General features: G+C 45.2%; 14 protein-coding genes and 1 tRNA gene. 7 read left to right on the forward strand and 8 right to left on the reverse strand.

Annotation, left to right across the window (positions count from 1 at the left end):
- The first annotated feature begins 28 nt into the window (after nucleotides 1-28).
- On the forward strand, nucleotides 29-1,690 hold the full coding sequence (locus UWK_RS17065; RefSeq protein ID WP_015405640.1) for a L,D-transpeptidase family protein: 1,662 nt from the start codon (nucleotides 29-31) through the stop codon (nucleotides 1,688-1,690).
- Nucleotides 1,691-1,716: 26 nt separating this feature from the next.
- On the opposite strand, the gene UWK_RS17070 is transcribed toward UWK_RS17065, so the two are convergent.
- Complete coding sequence (locus tag UWK_RS17070; protein ID WP_153304926.1) at nucleotides 1,717-2,268, reverse strand: YcbK family protein; 552 nt, start codon at nucleotides 2,266-2,268, stop codon at nucleotides 1,717-1,719.
- A 310-nt stretch (nucleotides 2,269-2,578) separates the two neighbouring features.
- On the opposite strand from UWK_RS17070, the gene UWK_RS17075 reads away from it, so the two are divergent.
- The 5 genes from UWK_RS17075 to UWK_RS17095 all read left to right on the forward strand — a co-directional run bounded on the left by UWK_RS17075 (nucleotide 2,579) and on the right by UWK_RS17095 (nucleotide 10,144).
- Complete coding sequence (locus UWK_RS17075; protein ID WP_015405642.1) at nucleotides 2,579-3,967, forward strand: sensor histidine kinase; 1,389 nt, start codon at nucleotides 2,579-2,581, stop codon at nucleotides 3,965-3,967.
- Between the two features lie 81 nt (nucleotides 3,968-4,048).
- On the forward strand, nucleotides 4,049-6,643 hold the full coding sequence (locus tag UWK_RS17080) for a response regulator (RefSeq protein ID WP_015405643.1): 2,595 nt from the start codon (nucleotides 4,049-4,051) through the stop codon (nucleotides 6,641-6,643).
- 539 nt (nucleotides 6,644-7,182) lie between these two features.
- On the forward strand, nucleotides 7,183-8,220 hold the full coding sequence (locus tag UWK_RS17085) for an efflux RND transporter periplasmic adaptor subunit (protein WP_015405644.1): 1,038 nt from the start codon (nucleotides 7,183-7,185) through the stop codon (nucleotides 8,218-8,220).
- 2 nt (nucleotides 8,221-8,222) lie between these two features.
- A complete protein-coding gene (locus UWK_RS17090) occupies nucleotides 8,223-9,470 on the forward strand; it encodes an ABC transporter permease (protein ID WP_015405645.1) in 1,248 nt (415 codons plus the stop codon).
- The gene (locus UWK_RS17095) at nucleotides 9,467-10,144 is read left to right on the forward strand and encodes an ABC transporter ATP-binding protein (RefSeq protein ID WP_015405646.1); all 678 of its coding nucleotides are present in this window, start codon (nucleotides 9,467-9,469) and stop codon (nucleotides 10,142-10,144) included. The genes UWK_RS17090 and UWK_RS17095 overlap by 4 nt, the downstream gene beginning before the upstream one ends.
- Here UWK_RS17095 and UWK_RS17100 read toward each other — a convergent pair.
- From UWK_RS17100 to UWK_RS17125, 6 genes are all read right to left on the reverse strand, one after another.
- Complete coding sequence (locus UWK_RS17100) at nucleotides 10,135-10,554, reverse strand: tyrosine-type recombinase/integrase (RefSeq protein WP_015405647.1); 420 nt, start codon at nucleotides 10,552-10,554, stop codon at nucleotides 10,135-10,137. The genes UWK_RS17095 and UWK_RS17100 overlap by 10 nt on opposite strands.
- A 263-nt stretch (nucleotides 10,555-10,817) precedes the next feature.
- Nucleotides 10,818-10,894: transfer RNA gene (locus tag UWK_RS17105), tRNA-Arg, on the reverse strand.
- Between the two features lie 127 nt (nucleotides 10,895-11,021).
- The gene (locus UWK_RS17110) at nucleotides 11,022-11,318 is read right to left on the reverse strand and encodes an HNH endonuclease (RefSeq protein WP_015405648.1); all 297 of its coding nucleotides are present in this window, start codon (nucleotides 11,316-11,318) and stop codon (nucleotides 11,022-11,024) included.
- Nucleotides 11,315-12,646 (reverse strand): bifunctional folylpolyglutamate synthase/dihydrofolate synthase, encoded by a 1,332-nt coding sequence (locus UWK_RS17115; RefSeq protein WP_015405649.1) that lies wholly within the window; start codon nucleotides 12,644-12,646, stop codon nucleotides 11,315-11,317. The genes UWK_RS17110 and UWK_RS17115 overlap by 4 nt, the downstream gene beginning before the upstream one ends.
- Before the next feature lie 300 nt (nucleotides 12,647-12,946).
- Nucleotides 12,947-13,642 (reverse strand): recombinase family protein, encoded by a 696-nt coding sequence (locus UWK_RS17120; RefSeq protein ID WP_015405650.1) that lies wholly within the window; start codon nucleotides 13,640-13,642, stop codon nucleotides 12,947-12,949.
- Between the two features lie 498 nt (nucleotides 13,643-14,140).
- A complete protein-coding gene (locus tag UWK_RS17125; protein WP_015405651.1) occupies nucleotides 14,141-16,336 on the reverse strand; it encodes an ATP-dependent helicase in 2,196 nt (731 codons plus the stop codon).
- A gap of 121 nt (nucleotides 16,337-16,457) precedes the next feature.
- Here UWK_RS17125 and UWK_RS17130 point away from each other — a divergent pair, with 121 nt between their 5' ends.
- Nucleotides 16,458-16,850 carry a hypothetical protein gene (locus UWK_RS17130; protein ID WP_015405652.1) on the forward strand — a complete coding sequence of 131 codons (393 nt, stop codon included), beginning with the start codon at nucleotides 16,458-16,460 and terminating at the stop codon, nucleotides 16,848-16,850.
- A gap of 88 nt (nucleotides 16,851-16,938) precedes the next feature.
- On the opposite strand, the gene UWK_RS17135 is transcribed toward UWK_RS17130, so the two are convergent.
- Nucleotides 16,939-17,952 carry a GGDEF domain-containing protein gene (locus UWK_RS17135; RefSeq protein ID WP_015405653.1) on the reverse strand — a complete coding sequence of 338 codons (1,014 nt, stop codon included), beginning with the start codon at nucleotides 17,950-17,952 and terminating at the stop codon, nucleotides 16,939-16,941.
- Nucleotides 17,953-18,178 lie beyond the last annotated feature (226 nt).

Consider the following 18,178-nt stretch of genomic DNA (forward strand, 5'->3'; position numbering starts at 1 on the left):
ACTATTCACCTTAACAGGTATATTTCAGATGAGGAAAGCAGGAAGGCCGATACTGACAGTATTCAACGCAATTCTTATTCTTCTTCTCTCTACCACCACAGTTTTCGCAGTCACTCCCGCCCAGATCAACGCTGAATTGCTCAAAAATGTCTCTACAAATCCTCAGGGAGTAAACGGGGCTGAGTGGTGCAACCTTCAGGCAATACGTCAAGAACAGTGGATCTGTAACGTTTACCATACTCTTGGTGTTCGTCCCCTGTGGGTAGATAGCAATGGCCCGACTGAACAGGCCAAACACATAGCATCCGCCCTAACATCAGGTACAGCCGATGGGTTTAATCCCGATGACTATGGTGTCCCGAAAATAGAAGCACTTTGGGAAAGTCGAACTGCCGCAGATCTTGCCAGGCTGGACATGGAGATAACCATCGGTCTCCTCGAATATATCCACGATATGCAGAAAGGTCGATTTGCCCCCAAATTCAAGGATCCGAAGCTTTTTGCTCAGGCAGGAGGCAATTCTGTTTTCAGCCCTGTCAAAGCCTTGACTGAAGCACGCAGCAGTACTGACATTACACTTTTCCTGGAAAATCTTGCGCCGAGGCATCGCCATTACCGGGAACTGAAGAGTGCTTTAAAACATTACCGATCCATTGCTGAAAATGGTGGCTGGCCAGTGTTTCCATCTGGTGAAACACTACACCCGAACGACTCGGATCCACGTGTTCCTGCCCTTCGGGACTTGCTGACAAAAACTGGAGACCTGGCAAAGGAGATTGATTCAAGCCAGCAAGTATATGATACCGAGCTGGTGGAGGCCATCAAACGTTTTCAAGGACGACACAGTTTAGAAATTGACGGAATCATAGGGAAGAATACCACAAATGTCCTTATAGTTCCCGTTGAAAAACGTATTCAGCAGATCCTTATAAATATGGAGCGCTGGAGATGGACGAAGCATGAACTTGGCTCCAGGTATGTGCTTGTGGACATTGCAGGATTCAACCTTCAGGGAGTGGTAAATGATATTCCACAACTGGAGATGCGAGTCATCGTCGGGAAACTCCATCATGCGACCCCTGTTTTCAGTGATGCTATAAAATATATTGAATTCAATCCGTTCTGGAATATCACTTCGAGTATCGCTCGCAATGAAATGCTGCCGGAATTGAGAAAGAACAAGAACTACCTTGAGACCAAACATATTCGACTTTTTTCAAACTGGCAGTCTGACGGAAAAGAGTTAGCCCCCGAAACCATTAACTGGGATGAGGTCAGTCGGAGACAGATAAGTCGCTACAAATTACGCCAGGATCCGGGCCCATGGAATGCCCTTGGTGTTGTTAAATTTGTATTCCCAAACAAGTACAGTGTTTACCTCCACGACACGCCAGGTCAGGAGCTGTTTAAAGAGGAAAACCGTGCCTTCAGCCATGGCTGTATCAGACTCAACAAACCGAGAAAGCTTGCAGAGTTTCTTCTTGCATTCAATAATGCGGGATGGACGGAGGAAGTAATCAATCAGGTTATTGAAAAGAAAAAACGAAGAGTCGTCAGGTTGGTCGAGCCAGTTCCGATACATCTGGTCTATCAGACAGCATGGGTAAATAAAAACGGAACACTGCACTTCAGCAGGGATATTTACGGGCGTGACAAGAAACTTATAGAAGCCCTGTTTGGAAAGGGATAGGGCTACAGGAAGCTTGTGGAAGAAAACTACCAGAAACGGACTCGGCCAGTGTCCAGATGAACGAAATTGGATTTACCATAAAAGCCAACTCCACCACGCTTCATATCAAGAGCGCACTGCTGGACTTTTCTGGTTGAGACCCCTGTCATCCGTATATCTATAGCCTGTCCCAGCATATGAAGACTTCGTTTTGCAACCTTGGAGCTCTTCTTACTGAGCTGCTGGTTCGTTTTGAGGGAGCGATATCCGGAAATCACTTCAAAGGTTCTCTGTCCTCCAAATTCTCGACGGATAGAACTCAGTATATCGAGAAGATGCGGGTCAATGGGATGCATTTCCCCGGTACGGAAGTCTCTAAGAAAGTGGTTTATTTTTGACAAAGCCCGCGGATCATACCGATTTTGGCTGCCATACACAATATCCAGCTTTTTCCCTGTATGGGTATGGTAAAAAGAAAGCGCACGAGGATTGCTTGCTGCTTCGGATATTGCCGGCAGAGACAAAGCGGTAACTGTCACCACCGCCATTGATAAAAATTGACGACGATTTATAGAGGAATTTAATATAGTTGCAGACATAATACTCTTTCATATGGACGTTTCAAGAAATTCTAATTTTGTTGTTGTATTCAAATTTACCACAAATTTCAACCCCTCCGACTAAATATACATTGAATATTCCATCTTTTTTCACGATTGGCTCATATGGCGCCACGTGACAGTTAAAAAAATGGGTCACAAGCCAAATCACAAGACAATCGAGAAATTCCCATCTACAATCCAGCTCTCTCCTTGTAATTTTCCCCTCGCTTCATGTAGAATTCAACTAAGGAACCATAAGGAACAAAACAGAATACCATCAGCATGTTAGGGGAAAGGAGGCTCTCTATTGACTACTGAAACCGACAAAAAGAGAGACACCTTCGAGTTAACCAAGATTTTCCGCAATATTCAGAAAAAAAAAGAGGCCTATTCACACTATCATTTTTCCAGGGCTCAGGATGATATCTTTAAAACATTTTTTGACCTTGCCCAAGAGTATGATTCTATAAATAATTTTTACCGTATATCCGTTGCCGTCATCAAGTGTTTTATGATGACAGATGCTCGTCTCCACCTTTGGGATCCATCGGAAAATAGCCTTATGATGGTGTGTGACAGTGTTCACGGTATCTCCTCTGAAAAACTCAAAACACCATCCTCTGTCGTACTCAGTAATGAATCCTATTTTATCGAAGATTCCTTCTTTGTTCCCATATACAGTAAACACTATAACAGAGAAAATGAGACACAGGTTCACACAGATGTTCTCGGTATGCTGGAAGTTCTGGCTCACCGCGAATTAAACGAAGAAGAACAGTTTTTTCTCAAAAAATACGCCAACAGGATCGGCTTCAATCTTCACAACAGGAATATTACGAGACAAAATAATGATCACCTCAAATTCATCAAAAACCTTGTCCAGGATATTGAGCATAATGTCATCATCCCCAATATGTACTTCACCCATCTCTTCAACCGACTTTTAAAAAAAATAAAAGAGATAAACAATCTTGAGAAAGAGAGAAGACGACTGCAATATCAAGAAAAGACGGAAGAATATAATCAGCTTAACCAAAAAACAGCCTTTGCCATTGAAGATTTACTTCATATCCACAACGATCTACAGAGACATCATACTCAGACCAGCATGTTCCTCGAAAGCCTTTTTCGCCGGGATCACTTTGAGAAAGGCCATCTGGTTCTTCACCTCAAGAGATGTCTTGTTGATAAAGATATCATAGCTCCCCAGCTTGACCACTATAAAAGTCGTTTAGAGCATCGCGGCATTACAATTGAGAGCCCCCTGGACATGATCGGGGAGGAGATCCCATTACGTGTTGATATTGGCCTCCTCTCCCAGGTGTATGCAAATTTATTCTCCAATGCAGTAAAGTATACCAGGGAAATAATCGACTACGATGGTCATCCGGCTAAAGTAATGGCATATGGGCGTGATATTTTGTTGAACTATTTTGGCCCTGGCAAGAACGGAATCAAACTCAATGTATTTACCACTGGCCCTCACCTCACTCGTGACGAAGCTCTCACAATCTTTGCTGAAGGGCATCGGGGTGACAACACCGGCAATGAGCCAGGGAGTGGGCATGGTCTCCAGTTTATCAAACAGGTCGTTGAACTCCATAAGGGGGTTGTTGGCTATGAACCAACGGCAGGAGGCAACAACTTTTATTTCATTCTTCCCCTTCCCCGGTTAAAAACGATCACCAGCGAGTAATAGCCAGAATATCTGTCCATTGTGAAAATACACATAGATATCATACCAGCACGCCATTACTGACAAAAAGGAAAAATTTGCATGACTGTTAACTCCAACCAGGATTCTACAAAGAGCTCTCCTTCGTTAAGCAGGCCACTTCTTTACCGCCTTATGATTCCCCTCAGCACTACAATTCTGCTGCTGGTCCTTGCCTTCACGACGGCCTTCCTCATGGTTCATCAGCAGGATATGCAACGCTTCAACCAGCATATCATGACAGATGCAGGCCGTAGCCTAAAAATATCATTGATCAGAAACGCTCAGATGCTCAACTCCATGGAAGATATTTTTCTTAAAGACAGATACCTGTACGAGGCACTTCAGGCTCAGGATCGTGAGCGCCTGCGCACTCTCTATGGTCCAATTTTCGAGAAACTCCACGAAAAGTATTCCATCACCCACTTTTACTTCCACCTTCCCAATCGCACGAACCTGCTTCGACTACATAAGCCGAATATGCATGGCGATCTGATTGATCGTTTTACCGCCCGTGAATCTGCACGAAGTGGCAAGACTGCCAGCGGGATTGAACTTGGTCCTTTGGGAACCTTCACCTTACGCGTTGTACAGCCGATCTATGTCGCCGAAACACTTATCGGCTATATAGAGCTTGGCCAGGAAATTGAAACATTACTGCAAGCTATCCACAGACGGTTGGGAGTTGAGATGGCGGTCACCATCCACAAAGATGCATTGGATCAGAAGCAATGGGAAGCAGGCATGAATATGCTCGGCAGGGAGGCGAACTGGAACAGGTACAGGGAGGAGGTGTTGATCTACCACTCCCTGCCTCATTTCTCATCCGAACTCGACCAGTTTGTCCACGGAAACAAAGACCATCGACACAACGAAATAACAAAAAAAATTCTGTTTGACAACAAATCGTGGCAAGTTTTATCCCATTCCCTGCAAGATGCTTCTGGTACTGATGTTGGTGATCTGATTGTCTTCCGGGATATAACAGATTCCCAGGAGGCATTTGTCCAACTCGCTGCAATAACCGCAGCTATGGCACTGATCCTGCTCAGTGGATTATTTACCTTCTTCTATGTGATGCTCCGCCGCAGTGATAACAGCATCCAGGCTCAACATGCCAAACTGGTCGAAAGTGAGGGGCGGCATCGATCTCTGCTTGATGCCATTAACCGCTCCGGTATTTTTCTCTTCGTCGTTGATGGTGACTATCGGGTGCGATATATGAACGAGTCGATGAGGGAGACATTCGGTCAGGCCTCAGGAAAGCTCTGTTACCATGATGTTGCCGGTTATGAGACTCCCTGCTCCCATTGCCGTTTAGAGGAAGTGATCGGGAGTCAGAAAACTGTTTACTACCATTCCACACTTGCAAATGGTCGTACTTTCAACATGATTGCAGTACCCTATGTGGACACCGATGGAACTGCATGTAAACTGGAAGTAATGCAGGATATTACCAGGCAACGCCAGGTCGAAGATGAGAAAGAAATGCTTGAGCAAAAACTGCAGCGTGCTCAAAAAATGGAGGCAATTGGTCTCCTCGCGGGAGGAGTTGCTCATGACCTGAATAATATTCTCTCAGGAATCGTTGCTTATCCAGAATTGCTACTTTTGAAACTACCAGAGGACAGCGAACTGAGGAAACCTATTGCTGCAATCCAGGAATCGGGCAAACGGGCCGCTGCAGTGGTTGATGACCTCCTCACCGTAGCCAGAGGTGTAGCAAGAGTCAAGGAATCCTGCAATTTGAATCTGTTGATCCAAGAGTACCTCGATTCTCCTGAATACAAGGCTCTGAGATCATTGCACCCTCATGTGACATACAGACACCAATTAGAAGCATCACATCCTGTTCTTACCTGCTCACCAGTACACATCAAAAAAAGTCTCATGAACCTGGTCATCAACGCAACAGAGGCTGTCACTGATGAGGGTAGCATAATTATATCCACCTCAAATCACTATATCGACGATGCTGCAGCGGATGCGCAAAACATGCGGGCAGGAGAATACCTTATTCTCGGAGTTCAGGACTCTGGTTCTGGTATCCCGGATAAGGATTTAATTCATATTTTTGAACCATTTTATACAAAAAAAGTGATGGGAAGAAGCGGTACAGGCCTTGGACTGGCAGTGGTCTGGAATACCGTGGAGGAGCACCAGGGGAAAATTTTCGTTGAAAGTGGTGAAAATGGGACACTTTTCCAGCTCTATTTTCCGGTGAGCAAAAAGGGGGAAATCACTCAAACCATGGACGCCCAGGCAGAAATTCTTACCGGCAACGGTGAACATGTGTTAGTTGTTGACGATGAACCTCACCTGCGAGACATTGCGAGCCAGATGTTACACTCTCTTGGTTATAACGTGGCATCAGTCTGTTCCGGTGAATTGGCAGTTCAGTTTGTCAAAGAAAAGCCCGTTGACCTTCTGGTGATAGATATGCTGATGGAACCGGGTATGAATGGACGGCAAACATACGAAGCAATACTGAAGCTCTACCCAGATCAGAAAGCCATTGTTGTTAGTGGATTTTCTGAAAGTGACGATGTGAAAACTACACTGCAGCTTGGTGCCAACGGTTTTATAAAGAAACCTTACACACTCGAGGACCTTGGTCGGGTGGTCCGGAGGGCATTCAATTGTTATAATACAGATTGACATCTGGTAGCGAGGTGGGACTCGAACTAATGACCTAACATACTGTTACAACTGGCTGCAAAATAGCCACACCCAAATGTAACGTTTATCGAAACTACTGCTCATTTTTCAGAGGGTATACTCTTCCCCTAAACAGGGGAGCAATATCATTAGGAATTTCCTCCCTAACTAGATCTGCATCTCACAAAAAATATCTTTGGAAATATTTTTACTTTGGCTTGCAGAAAACTTGCTACGTATATTCAGGAATAAGCTCAAATATCCGTTTCTCTCTCCACTGTTGACCTTAGCACTGGTAATCCTATTTGACTTTTCCCCGCCTCGTGTCATAGACTACATAAGATCGTAGCAAAGCTTTTACGATTTCTTCACTCCTCAAATCGCTTCTCAAGTTGAGATTGCCATAGCTCATGCACTCTATTTGCTTTTCCTTTCCTCAAGTGTTTAAATCAAGGAAAAGTTTTCCACTTGAAAGGAGCATTTTAATAACAAGTGAGTTTCCGAGCCTGTTTTTTTTCCATCTATGAGTCAGCACTGAAATGAAATCTAATAATTTTCTCGGGCAGAGTAAGCCTTGGGTTTTTATTCTATTCACCGTATGCCTGTTGATGGGTGGAGGGACGGCCTTCCAGTACCTGAGACCCGATGAAGTAGAAGTCATTCGGCCGCACCGTGGCTTAGCCGTGCAGGCCGTCTATGCGACCGGGACAGTGGAGGCGCTTTCCATGCTACCGATTTCCCCGCGCATCACCGCCCGCCTGATGGAGTTGCATGTTGATGAAGGTTCTACCGTAACAAAAGACCAGCTGCTTGCCCGGATGGAAGACAGAGACTTGCGCCAGAAGTTTGAGGAATTACAGATCCATGAAGCATTCTTGAAGCAAGAATTTAAGCGTAAGCAAACCTTGCAGCAACAACATGCCATATCCAACTCAGAGTATGATCGCGCCCGGACTGAATGGCAAGCCGCGAAGGCTGCTATGGACAAAGCCGCTACCGAATCCGATTTCATGAAGTTGATTGCCCCGGCAGATGGTCGCATTATTCGTCGTGACGGGGAAGTCGGTCAGCTTATTCTCGTGAATCAACCTATATTCTGGCTTACCTGCTGCTCAGAGCTGCGTGTTTCCGCGGAAGTGGATGAAGAGGATATTATTCTCGTACAGCCTGGACAAAAGGTCTTGATCCGTGCCGATGCATTTCCTGCCCAGACGTTTGAAGGAACGGTACAAAGCATAACGCCCAAGGGGGATCCGGTGTCGCGCAGTTATCGTGTGCGTATTGGCCTCAGCGAAGAAACCCCGCTTATGATCGGAATGACCGCAGAAACCAATATCATCATCCGTGAAACGCCGAAAGCGCTGTTATTGCCTTCCGGTACGGTAGTGCAGGGAAAAGTATGGCTGGTTGAAGGGAATAAGCTCGTAAAGCGGACGGTTTCCGTCGGTACTCAAGGTCTCAAGGAAACGGAAATTCTCAACGGTATTGAAGCAGGTGATCTCATTGTCCTCAAGCCCAATATCGCACTGGAAGAAGGGGTAAAAATACGCGCCCGGATAGTCCAGCAGGAGCAATAGTTATGCGGCTGCTGGCACATATCGCCTTCAAGCATCTGCTTGCCCGCAGGCGGCAAAGTCTCGTTTCGTTGCTGGGTATAATACTGGGCGTGTCTTTTTTTCTTACGATTTCTTCTCTGATGCAGGGTTCGGAAAAAGAATTTATCAGGGTGCTGATAGATAACATGCCACATATTTTTATCACAGATACCTATCGCAATCCAAGCCTGCAGCCAGTCGAGCAGTTTTATGGCAGGAGTGGGGCAATTGAGGTGCGTAGCGTCAAACCCCTCACCGAAACTCGCGGCATTCGTGGTTTCGAGCAGATCGTCGATTACCTGCGCTCTATTCCTGGAATAAACGCTTCCCCCGTGCTTTCGGGGCAGGGCGTCTTGAGTTTTGCTGGCAAAAATATCGGTATCGTGCTCGATGGTATGATCCCTGAAGATATAAAGGATGTCGTCACCATCCAGGACTACATGATTTCCGGCAGTTTAAGCGATTTGATCGCAAACCCCAGCGGTATTATCCTTGGCAAGGAGTTGCTTCGGACATTCTCCCTAAAACGAGGTGATAACATCACTGTAACTGCTCCAACCGGGCAAATACGGACCTTCAAAATTCTGGGAGTTTTCAATACCGGCAGGGCGGAATATGACCTGAACCATGGTTTTGTCTCGCTCAAACGTATGCAGGTATTGATGGATCGTCCGCATCGGGCCAATACCATCATCGTTAAGCTGTCGGATCCTTACCGCGCCCGCGCCATTGCTGCCGATCTGGAAAATCGTATCGGCTATAAAAGCATATCATGGCAGGAATCATCGGAAGATCTGATGAGTACGCTCGCCATTCGTAATATCATCATGTACAGCGTTGTCAGTTCAGTGCTTATCGTTGCAGCATTTGGGATTTATAATGTCATTTCCACGGTGGTGATGGAGAAGCATCGCGATATCGCGATCCTCAAATCCATGGGCTTTCTTGCACGCGATATCCAGCGGATTTTTGTCATACAGGGTTTTATCCTTGGGATTACCGGCAGTTTGCTTGGCCTGCCCCTTGGCAGCGCACTCATGTATGCTATTATGCAGATTGAGTTCAAGCCGCCGGGCAGCACGGAGCCCATCGTAATGCCGCTTGACTGGGGATGGATGCAATTTGCCATCGCCACTGGGTTCGCTCTGAGCGCGGCTCTTATCGCCGCATTTCTGCCCGCACGTAAAGGCGCTCGTGTTCAACCGGTCGATATCTTGCGGGGCGGCATATGAGCGATATCGTAATAAAAACTGAGAACATTACACGCATACTTACCGGCGAGGTGCCGGTTACGCTGGTGGCAGACGCAGGTTTGGAGATTCGGCGCGGGGAGTTTGTGGTGATCACGGGACCATCCGGATCGGGGAAATCCTCATTGCTTTATCTGCTTGGACTGCTTGATACTCCAAGCAGCGGAACTATCTGGATGAATGGCGAGAACGTCTCTACCTATAGCGAGGACAGACTTGCCAAATTGCGCCTTGTAGACGTGGGCTTTGTCTTTCAATTTCATTTCCTGTTGCCGGAATTCTCAGCGCTGGAAAATGTAATGTTGCCCATGCAGCGTCTAGGTGGGTTGCCCGATACCCAGGTTCGCACCCGTGCGGCATCCTTGCTCACAGATCTAGGGATTGAAAAACAGCAGAATAAACTGCCGCACCAACTTTCCGGTGGCCAGAGCCAACGTGTTGCTATCGCCCGTGCAATGGCCAATAACCCGCAACTGATCCTTGCCGACGAACCGACCGGCAACCTCGATTCAGCCTCAAGCGAGAATGTGGAGAATATCCTTAAAGATCTGGCGCACGAGTATAATCGCGCCGTAGCGGTCGTCACCCACGAAACCCGTATTGCCTCAGCTGCCGACCGTGTGATCACGATCGTTGATGGCAGGATTCATGTGTAAATAGCCAAATACGGCACTCTGGCTGCATAAAGGAAATAAAGTGTTTCCATCCATCTGATGGCTTCGGTGTCGTTCACCTTGCCAAGATACCGTTGAGTCGTAGAAAGATCTGCGTGGCGCAACTCAATGTTCACGAGTTTACCTGCTTTCTTGACCATCGACCAAGCAGCAACATAAGAGATAGGGAATATTCTGTTATCCGAGTCAATATTGTTGTCTTTCGTATAGTCGTTTAACCTTACCAATAATTTCCGTGAAACATAAACTACTTCTCCCGGTCTCCCACTTTTCGGATTTTGGATGGTCAAATTTCTTTCTCTGATATCACATGGTCTGAGATTTAGAACTTCACCGATCCTCATACCGCCCCTTGCCATAAACTCGACTATTAATCTGTTACGGATATTCATTGTCCGAAATATAATCTCATCAAAAAGGTAAATGCTGCACAAAGCGGGTCGAAAAGCGGGTTACTTAAACAATCACATACTACAACAAACATATACGGCAGATTTCTTTACATATTTAACATCATGTTCGTGTCTTGCTCCGGCAGCTATCTCGCGTAGAAATAGCTGCTTTTAAAATTTAGCCTACCTTCCCAAAAGGGCGACATCGGGGCGACATCACAAAATATACCACCAACAGAACAGACATTACTAACTGATTTTACTGGTGGGCGAGGTGGGATTCGAACCCACGACCTTCGGCTTCGGAGGCCGACACTCTATCCAACTGAGCTACCCGCCCTTGGGATAATCTATAGAATAAAAAAAGAAAACTCGTGTTGTCTCTATACCATCTGAATTTTTCCTACACCATCTTTTTCTCAACCCCCGATAAAAGAAAGTCTTAGGATGAGAAAATTTGACAGTTCTCACATCTTCTCAAGATACGCCTCCCATTCCAAAGGGAGCATACTCTTTTTTTTGGTATTACAGGCCTTACAACAGGGAACAAGGTTATCCTTTGTGCTCAGTCCTCCACGCGCAAGAGGTACCAGGTGATCCATGGTCAGGTCTTTAAAAGCAGATTGCTTTCCGCAGAAATAACATTTTCCGGAAGACGTTTTCTGCTGCCACCACCTGGTTTTTCGAAGATCTCTGGCCTTCGCTCTCTCGGTACGGATTTGCGCATCATCAGGTGTGTCAAAATCAAAAAACTCCCTACTCATGCTACAAGTTCCCCAAGCAGAATTTTCCGTGCCGCTCCAACAAGATACAAAGAGCCAGCGACAAGTATCAAATCATCATTAGCTGCCTGCGATTCAGCTGCGTAGAGAGCCTCTTCCACATTACCGCATAATTCACATCGCTCTCGCAGATGATCCGGGACATTACTCAGCAGTAACTCCGGTTCCGCCGATCGTTCTCCCTTCGGCCTCGTTAAAATAATGATATCAGCAAGAGGAGCCATTGGTGCTAAGGTTTTCTCTAAATCCTTATCGGCCATTGCGCCCCATACAAGAATCAGTTTCCTGTAACTACATTCCGAGTTAAGCGTATGGAGAAGACTTTCTACACCGGCAGGATTATGAGCACCGTCGAGTAAATATGAAACAGCATCAGCATCTCCATGACTCTGCAGCTCTTCTCTTGTTGTACGATTGAGGGAAAAATATTCGAGGCGCCCAGGCCACTTCACCTGGGCCAGCCCCTCTCGTATCTGGCTCTTGGAAAGAAAAAAGCCATCTTTTCTTAACAGTTCAACGACAGCAAGAGCAAGAGAGGCATTTTCAATCTGGTAATCACCTTTCATAGAACAGCGGAGCTTGTCATATGAGGCCCCTGAAAAGCCTTCCTTACCGTCCCACTTCCAGCTACCATCGTCCATGGGGGTTGCAGTAAAGGAATCCCCAAAAAGAAAAAGCTCTGCACCTTTGTCATTACATACAGTGACAAGCTCTTGGAGTCCTGCCCCTGCTTTTACAGCAGACACAACAGGGACACCCTCTTTCACAATGCCTGCCTTCTCTCCTGCAACAGCCGATATGGTATTGCCGAGATACGCCTCATGATCCATGCTCACATTGGTAATGACTGAAACAAGGGGATGGATAATGTTGGTTGCATCCAACCTGCCACCGAGTCCGGTTTCCAGAACAACCAGATCAAGGTCACTCTCTGCAAACCAGAGAAAGGCAAGGGCCGTTGTAAACTCAAAATAAGTGATCTTTTCATCACCCAGAATATCCTGTATTAAAGTAGCCAGCTCAGCAAACTTTTCTTCACTGATAAAGCTATTATTTATTCTGAATCGCTCCCTGACAGAACTGAGATGGGGCGAAGTATAGAGCCCCACCCGATACCCTGCGCCGGATAGAAGTGTTAGCAGGGTCATACTCACAGATCCCTTGCCATTGGTACCTGCGACATGAATTGTTTTCAAACTTCGTTCCGGGTTTCCGACTCTCCCCATAAAGGATTGCATGGCATCCAGACCAAGCTTGATTTTGTGAAACTGGAGACTGTCAAGGTAGTCCCATGCGAGCTGATAGTTCATAGTATTTTGAATTTTGAGAAATTATATATCTATATCAAAGTAATTATCTCTACATTTACAACTTTAATTTTTTTATTTTGGCTACCTACCAAGAGCAACATCCACAAACGTAACATGCTGTAATAATGACAATATACATAATTTCAATTCAAGTATTTCTTAAAGAAAAACCAGCAATACGGCCACCTGAACGATTTTTGAGCAGATTCCTGGATTGTGCTTGAAGATTTCCCAAGAAGAAATTGATCTACGAAGCAACACTCAGACACAATACCATCAAGATGATAAGGTGTTATCTTTTTATTGGCTTTTGTTTGAGTTGTTCAACAAAATACGTCTTATTCCTTCATGGGACAAGGTCAATCCTTTGCCATTTTGCATTTTCTTTGCAATATCACGATAAGACCAGCGATCAGCTTTCAAGCGAACCATTTCCCCTATAAGTTCCTGCTGTTCAGGATCTTGTTCCAGTCGTCCATCCTCCCCAACCTTCCATCCAAATGGAACCGGGCCGCCTAAATACTTCCCTTCCTTTTTCCGCTTCGCCTTACCTGCACGAATGGCAGCTCCATGGTTTCCACGCTCTCCGAAGGATAAAGCGTTACAAAGTTGATAGACCAGTGAAGAAATCCCTTCCGATGCAACCAACTTTTTCTGCGTCGGCATGGAAACATTTCCCTCAAGATCAGCACAGAAAAGAGAAACCTTTTTTTTCTTTAATATTTCAAGAAGTGATAGGGCATTCCTGGGATTACCAAAAACCCATTTCGCATGCATTACCAGTATGTTATCTCCATCGTTAACATTCTTTAACATCAGGGCGCCCTGTTTTCTTTCCATCAAGGAAACAGCCGGAGAATAGGATTCCTCCACCAGGAGTTCGTCACAGTATAATTTCAGTGTTTTTGCATATTCTTCTATTACCAACCGCTGACGCTCAAGTGGTACTAACGCATTACGCTCAACATCCAAAAAAACATATCCGATGGTTGTCATAAACTCTCCTGAAAGAAATTTTGTGGCTTAAACATGACAGAGATGGCAACAGTGCTTTCAATATGTTCCAATATGGAAACTACGTTATAATCATAGGTGCCACTATAGCAACATTACTATTGATAGATGCCATACTATGCTCGACAGTTTTTCTATTTCCCAAAATCCAATCATCCATCCATAAACAGCACATTAACATTATTATATCAATATGTTACAAATGCAAACCCAACATATCAGGTGATAAAATACCACGCGGAACCCCTTCCATCCTATTTTTAGATTCCCATCATTGTCAACAATTAATTTGAATAAATGACAATATGACAACTATTTTTTATGAAATAGAGTCACTTTGCAACATATACTACTCAGATTGTGCCATAACGTAAACTGTTATATTGTTAGTTGACAATTCACGCACTTTAGTTGGTGCTATCGAATAGCACCAGAGAATTTTCAAAAAAAAAGGGGGGGTTGTGGGGTGGATAAAAATACTTAAACGAGAGTCAATTTTGCATAGTCAAGGTGGAGAGTTTTCACTCCATGTCTTTGAAAAATAACATCCACGGAACGGCCCTGCGGTTTATTATTTACCACACCTTCACCAAAGAATGGATGATGCACCCGCACGCCCTTACTCAGGTCTTTCACCGACAGCTTTGTCTTCTTAGCTTTTTTAGTAAAAGTAATAGCACTTGATGCCGTCGAGGTGGACGTGAGAAAAGAAGGTGCATTACGCTCCACCCCATCACTGTCAATTCGTTCAAAAAGCCCAGCGCGTAATTCAGCAAGAAAAGGCGACATTCCAACTCTTCGGAACTGTCGGTCGGGAGTCATAAGTTCACGCGGATAGGTGAGATACAAATATTTCCTCGCTCTGGTTGCAGCCACATAGAGAAGTCTCCGCTCTTCTTCCCACTGTTCGCCAACTTCTGCAGCAGAATGAGGAAACCGCCCATCGGCCAACCCCATCACAAAAACAACATCCCATTCCAAACCTTTTGACGAGTGGATGGTTGACAGAATCATCCGCTCTTTATCCTCTTTTGAGAGACCTTTCCCTGTCTCAGGAGGATCAAGTGTCGTATCATCAACGAAAGTTTGCACATCGGCGTAGCCGGCGACAATGGACTTCAACTGATCAAGATCCTTTTGACGCTTGGGAAAATCATCACGATATATTTTCTCAAATAATGGCTGATAATAGGCCCAGACAAGTTCGTACAGAACCCCAGGAGTTGTCTCCCTCTCCATTTCCATAAACAGTTGCGCAAGACTTTCGACACCATGTCTCCAATTCTTGCCACAGGGATATTCGGATAGCGCCTGACCAGGGCTTCCAGAGGTCGCGATTGTATCAGCAATTTTTCGGGCAGTCTTGGGACCGACCTTGTCAAGATGGAGCAAAATACGGTTCCAGGAAAGGGTATCAAAGGGATTAACGCGGAGCCGCAGAAAGGCAATAACATCTTTCATATGGGCAGACTCCGTAAGCTTCATACCACCTCGCTTCTCAAAATCAACACTTGTGGAATTGAGTTCCATTTCAAGCTTATAGGAATGAAAACCTGATCGAAAAAGTACCGCAATATTGTTCAGTGCTATTCCTTGCCCACGTAACTCCGCAATCTTTTTCGAAACAAAAGCAGCTTCCTCCCGCTCATCACGTCCCGCAAAAAGTCGGGGCTTAAATTTCCCCTCTATTCTGGTGAAAAGTGTCTTTGCATACTTCTCAACAGCATTAGTCATAATATCATTGGTAAGGGACAGGATGGGCTGAGTGGAACGATAGTTTTCTTCGAGTTTAATAATTTTTGTTTCCTTAAACACCTTGGGGAAGCGCATGATATTGTAGAAATCTGCCCCCCGAAAGGAGTAGATGGACTGAGAGTCATCCCCCACCACCATCACATTTTCATGACCGTGGGCGAGCAGTCGTACAATATCCGCCTGAATCAAGTTGGTGTCCTGATACTCATCCACCATGATATGTGAATACCTTGCAGCCATCTCCTGTCTGGCCTCGGGAATTTCATCCAGCAGCCGTTTCCAGTTTACCAACAGATCATCGTAATCCATGAGTCCATTATTAAACTTAAACTCTTTATAATACTTTTCCAGATTCAGGATATCATCCACATGTTCACTGAGATGGGAATAACTTTCGTAAACAAGATCGTCTATGGGGATGGATTTATTCACCGAGCCTGAAAGGATATTAATCAGTACCCTCTTGGTGGGAAACTGTTTGTCACGACCGGTAAGTCCAAGAGACCCCTTTAACAAATTAACAATGCCTTCAGCATCAGCGCGATCAATTATGGTAAAGGAAGAACCGAACCCAAGGTGATGTCCATGTCTGCGAAGCAGCATATTGGCAATACCGTGAAACGTTCCTCCAACCACGCGACGACAGGTTTCATTGAGAAGCTGGCCGGCACGCCAGAGCATTTCCTGAGAGGCCTTTCTGGTAAAAGTGAGCAGGAGTATTCTTTCCGGATCAATCCCCTGTTCCAACAGATAGGCAACCCTGTACACCAGAGTTCGTGTTTTACCACTCCCGGCACCGGCGATGACAAGCAGTGGCCCCTCGGTGCTGGTTACAGCCTCTCGTTGTGAAGCATTGAGTTCATTAAGATTTACTGAAGATTTCAGAGGATCATTCAGATTGCGAAAGATAGTATTTTTCATGGTGGCCACTTTACCACAGAGACTTTTGAGCTGCAACGTCGGTTGACAGAAGAGTCAGGAAGTTTATAGTGTGGCGCAGACTAAGGAATCATACTTATAACTTTTACAGAGAATCAGAACCATGGATACAAGTACAATCGACGCCCTCTTCACCCCTGAAGCCCTACAGCAGCTTTTTCCAAAAGAACGTACAAATGATTTTTTTGAAGCCCTCTTCGGTGATGCCGACGAAGGAGCCTATGACATTGAACTGGGATATGGTGGAGTGAAGGGAAACAATCTGACCATGGAACTTAAACTTCATGAACGCCCTGGATGCTGTCTAGCCTGTAACCTCACTCAGGGTTTACCACAGGTGTTTAGTCGCCATCCAATTATTAATGTGTCCGGTCTGGTTGCCGACGTCAACAAACTGCTGGGAGACAATGTGAAGTGCAAAGAATGGTCACTTGGCTACACTGAACAACGCCAAAAAGAGATGCATGTTATTCCAATCAACATCACCCTGGACTGATTTCATATTCTGTCCAGTTGCGCAAAAATAAGAAAGGCCGATCCTTTTTGAGGATCGGCCTTTCTTGCTAATACGTAGTACTTGTAATTTAACAAACAGTCACCCTGGAACGACCCTCGGATTTAGCATTATACAGAATATCATCAACCCGCTGCATCCACTCATCAAGGTTTTCTTCAAGTCTCCACTGTGTCATACCAATAGACACGCCAAGTTTTGTTTCGGAGTTTGCCCAGATATTCAGTTCATCTATGGCCAGACAGAGACGCTCGGCCAGAATTCTGGCACTCTTCTCATCGGTATCATCCATAACGAGTATAAACTCATCCCCACCAAAACGTACCAGCATATCTGTTGACCGGATACCTTCACGAAAAATATCTGCAACCTTCTTGAGAACAACATCACCCTGTTTATGGCCCAGATTATCATTGATCTGTTTGAAATGATCAAGGTCAAGAGAGGCCATGGTCAGAGGACGATGATACCGTCTTGCTCCACGCATAATATCCAGAATCCGTTCGTCAAAAACCCGCCTGTTGGCAAGACCCGTCAGGGCATCTTTCCTCGCACTTTCAAAAAGCTCCTCATATTCGATGCCACGCCTTAGAGACTCTGCCAGGACAAGTAATGATTCATTTATAAGGCTGATTTCATTGTCAGACAGCGCTTTGTCATTTTTGAGGATAATCAGGATTCCGGCATCTTCAGCAGTCTCAATAAGCCATTTATGGGCATAATGTCCATCTTCACTCATATACGCCTTTGCTTCCTGGTCGGCATTATTGAGAATTTTTTCAGCAAAAGCTATGATGGAACGACGTTTAGGGCCGTGCCCTGAACAGAAGAGATGCTTCTTGGAGCGAACCTGATTTTTATAGCCAACCAACTCGTGCTCAACCTGTGGCATCAACCATACAGAATACGCCTCTATCATTCCGGAAACATCGAGCACGCCAGCCATACGGCCATGCAGTTTGTTCATGAGATCAAGACGTTCTGTCTGTCGCCTGAAATGGTCAAGTTCAACCCAAACCTGATCAAGTGCGTCACTTTTCTGATCAATAGAAGCTGTGTGCGATATAGACATTTTAATACTCATTATATGTTTTCCTCTGTATGTTTTCTTACGGTTATTACTTATATCGGCAGACAGGAGAAATTCCTTAAGCAACTTCCGTCACTTTTTTATTGAGCAATTGTTATGCCAGAAAGAAACAGCAGTCAACATCAAGACAAAAATGAATAAAAATGCATATTATCAAGACATTAGGAAAGGCAGTGAAACGTCACAGGTTTCAGTTCATTTTTTTGACACTCTTTTTCTC

The sequence above is a fragment of the Desulfocapsa sulfexigens DSM 10523 genome (assembly GCF_000341395.1).
GTDB lineage: Bacteria > Desulfobacterota > Desulfobulbia > Desulfobulbales > Desulfocapsaceae > Desulfocapsa > Desulfocapsa sulfexigens.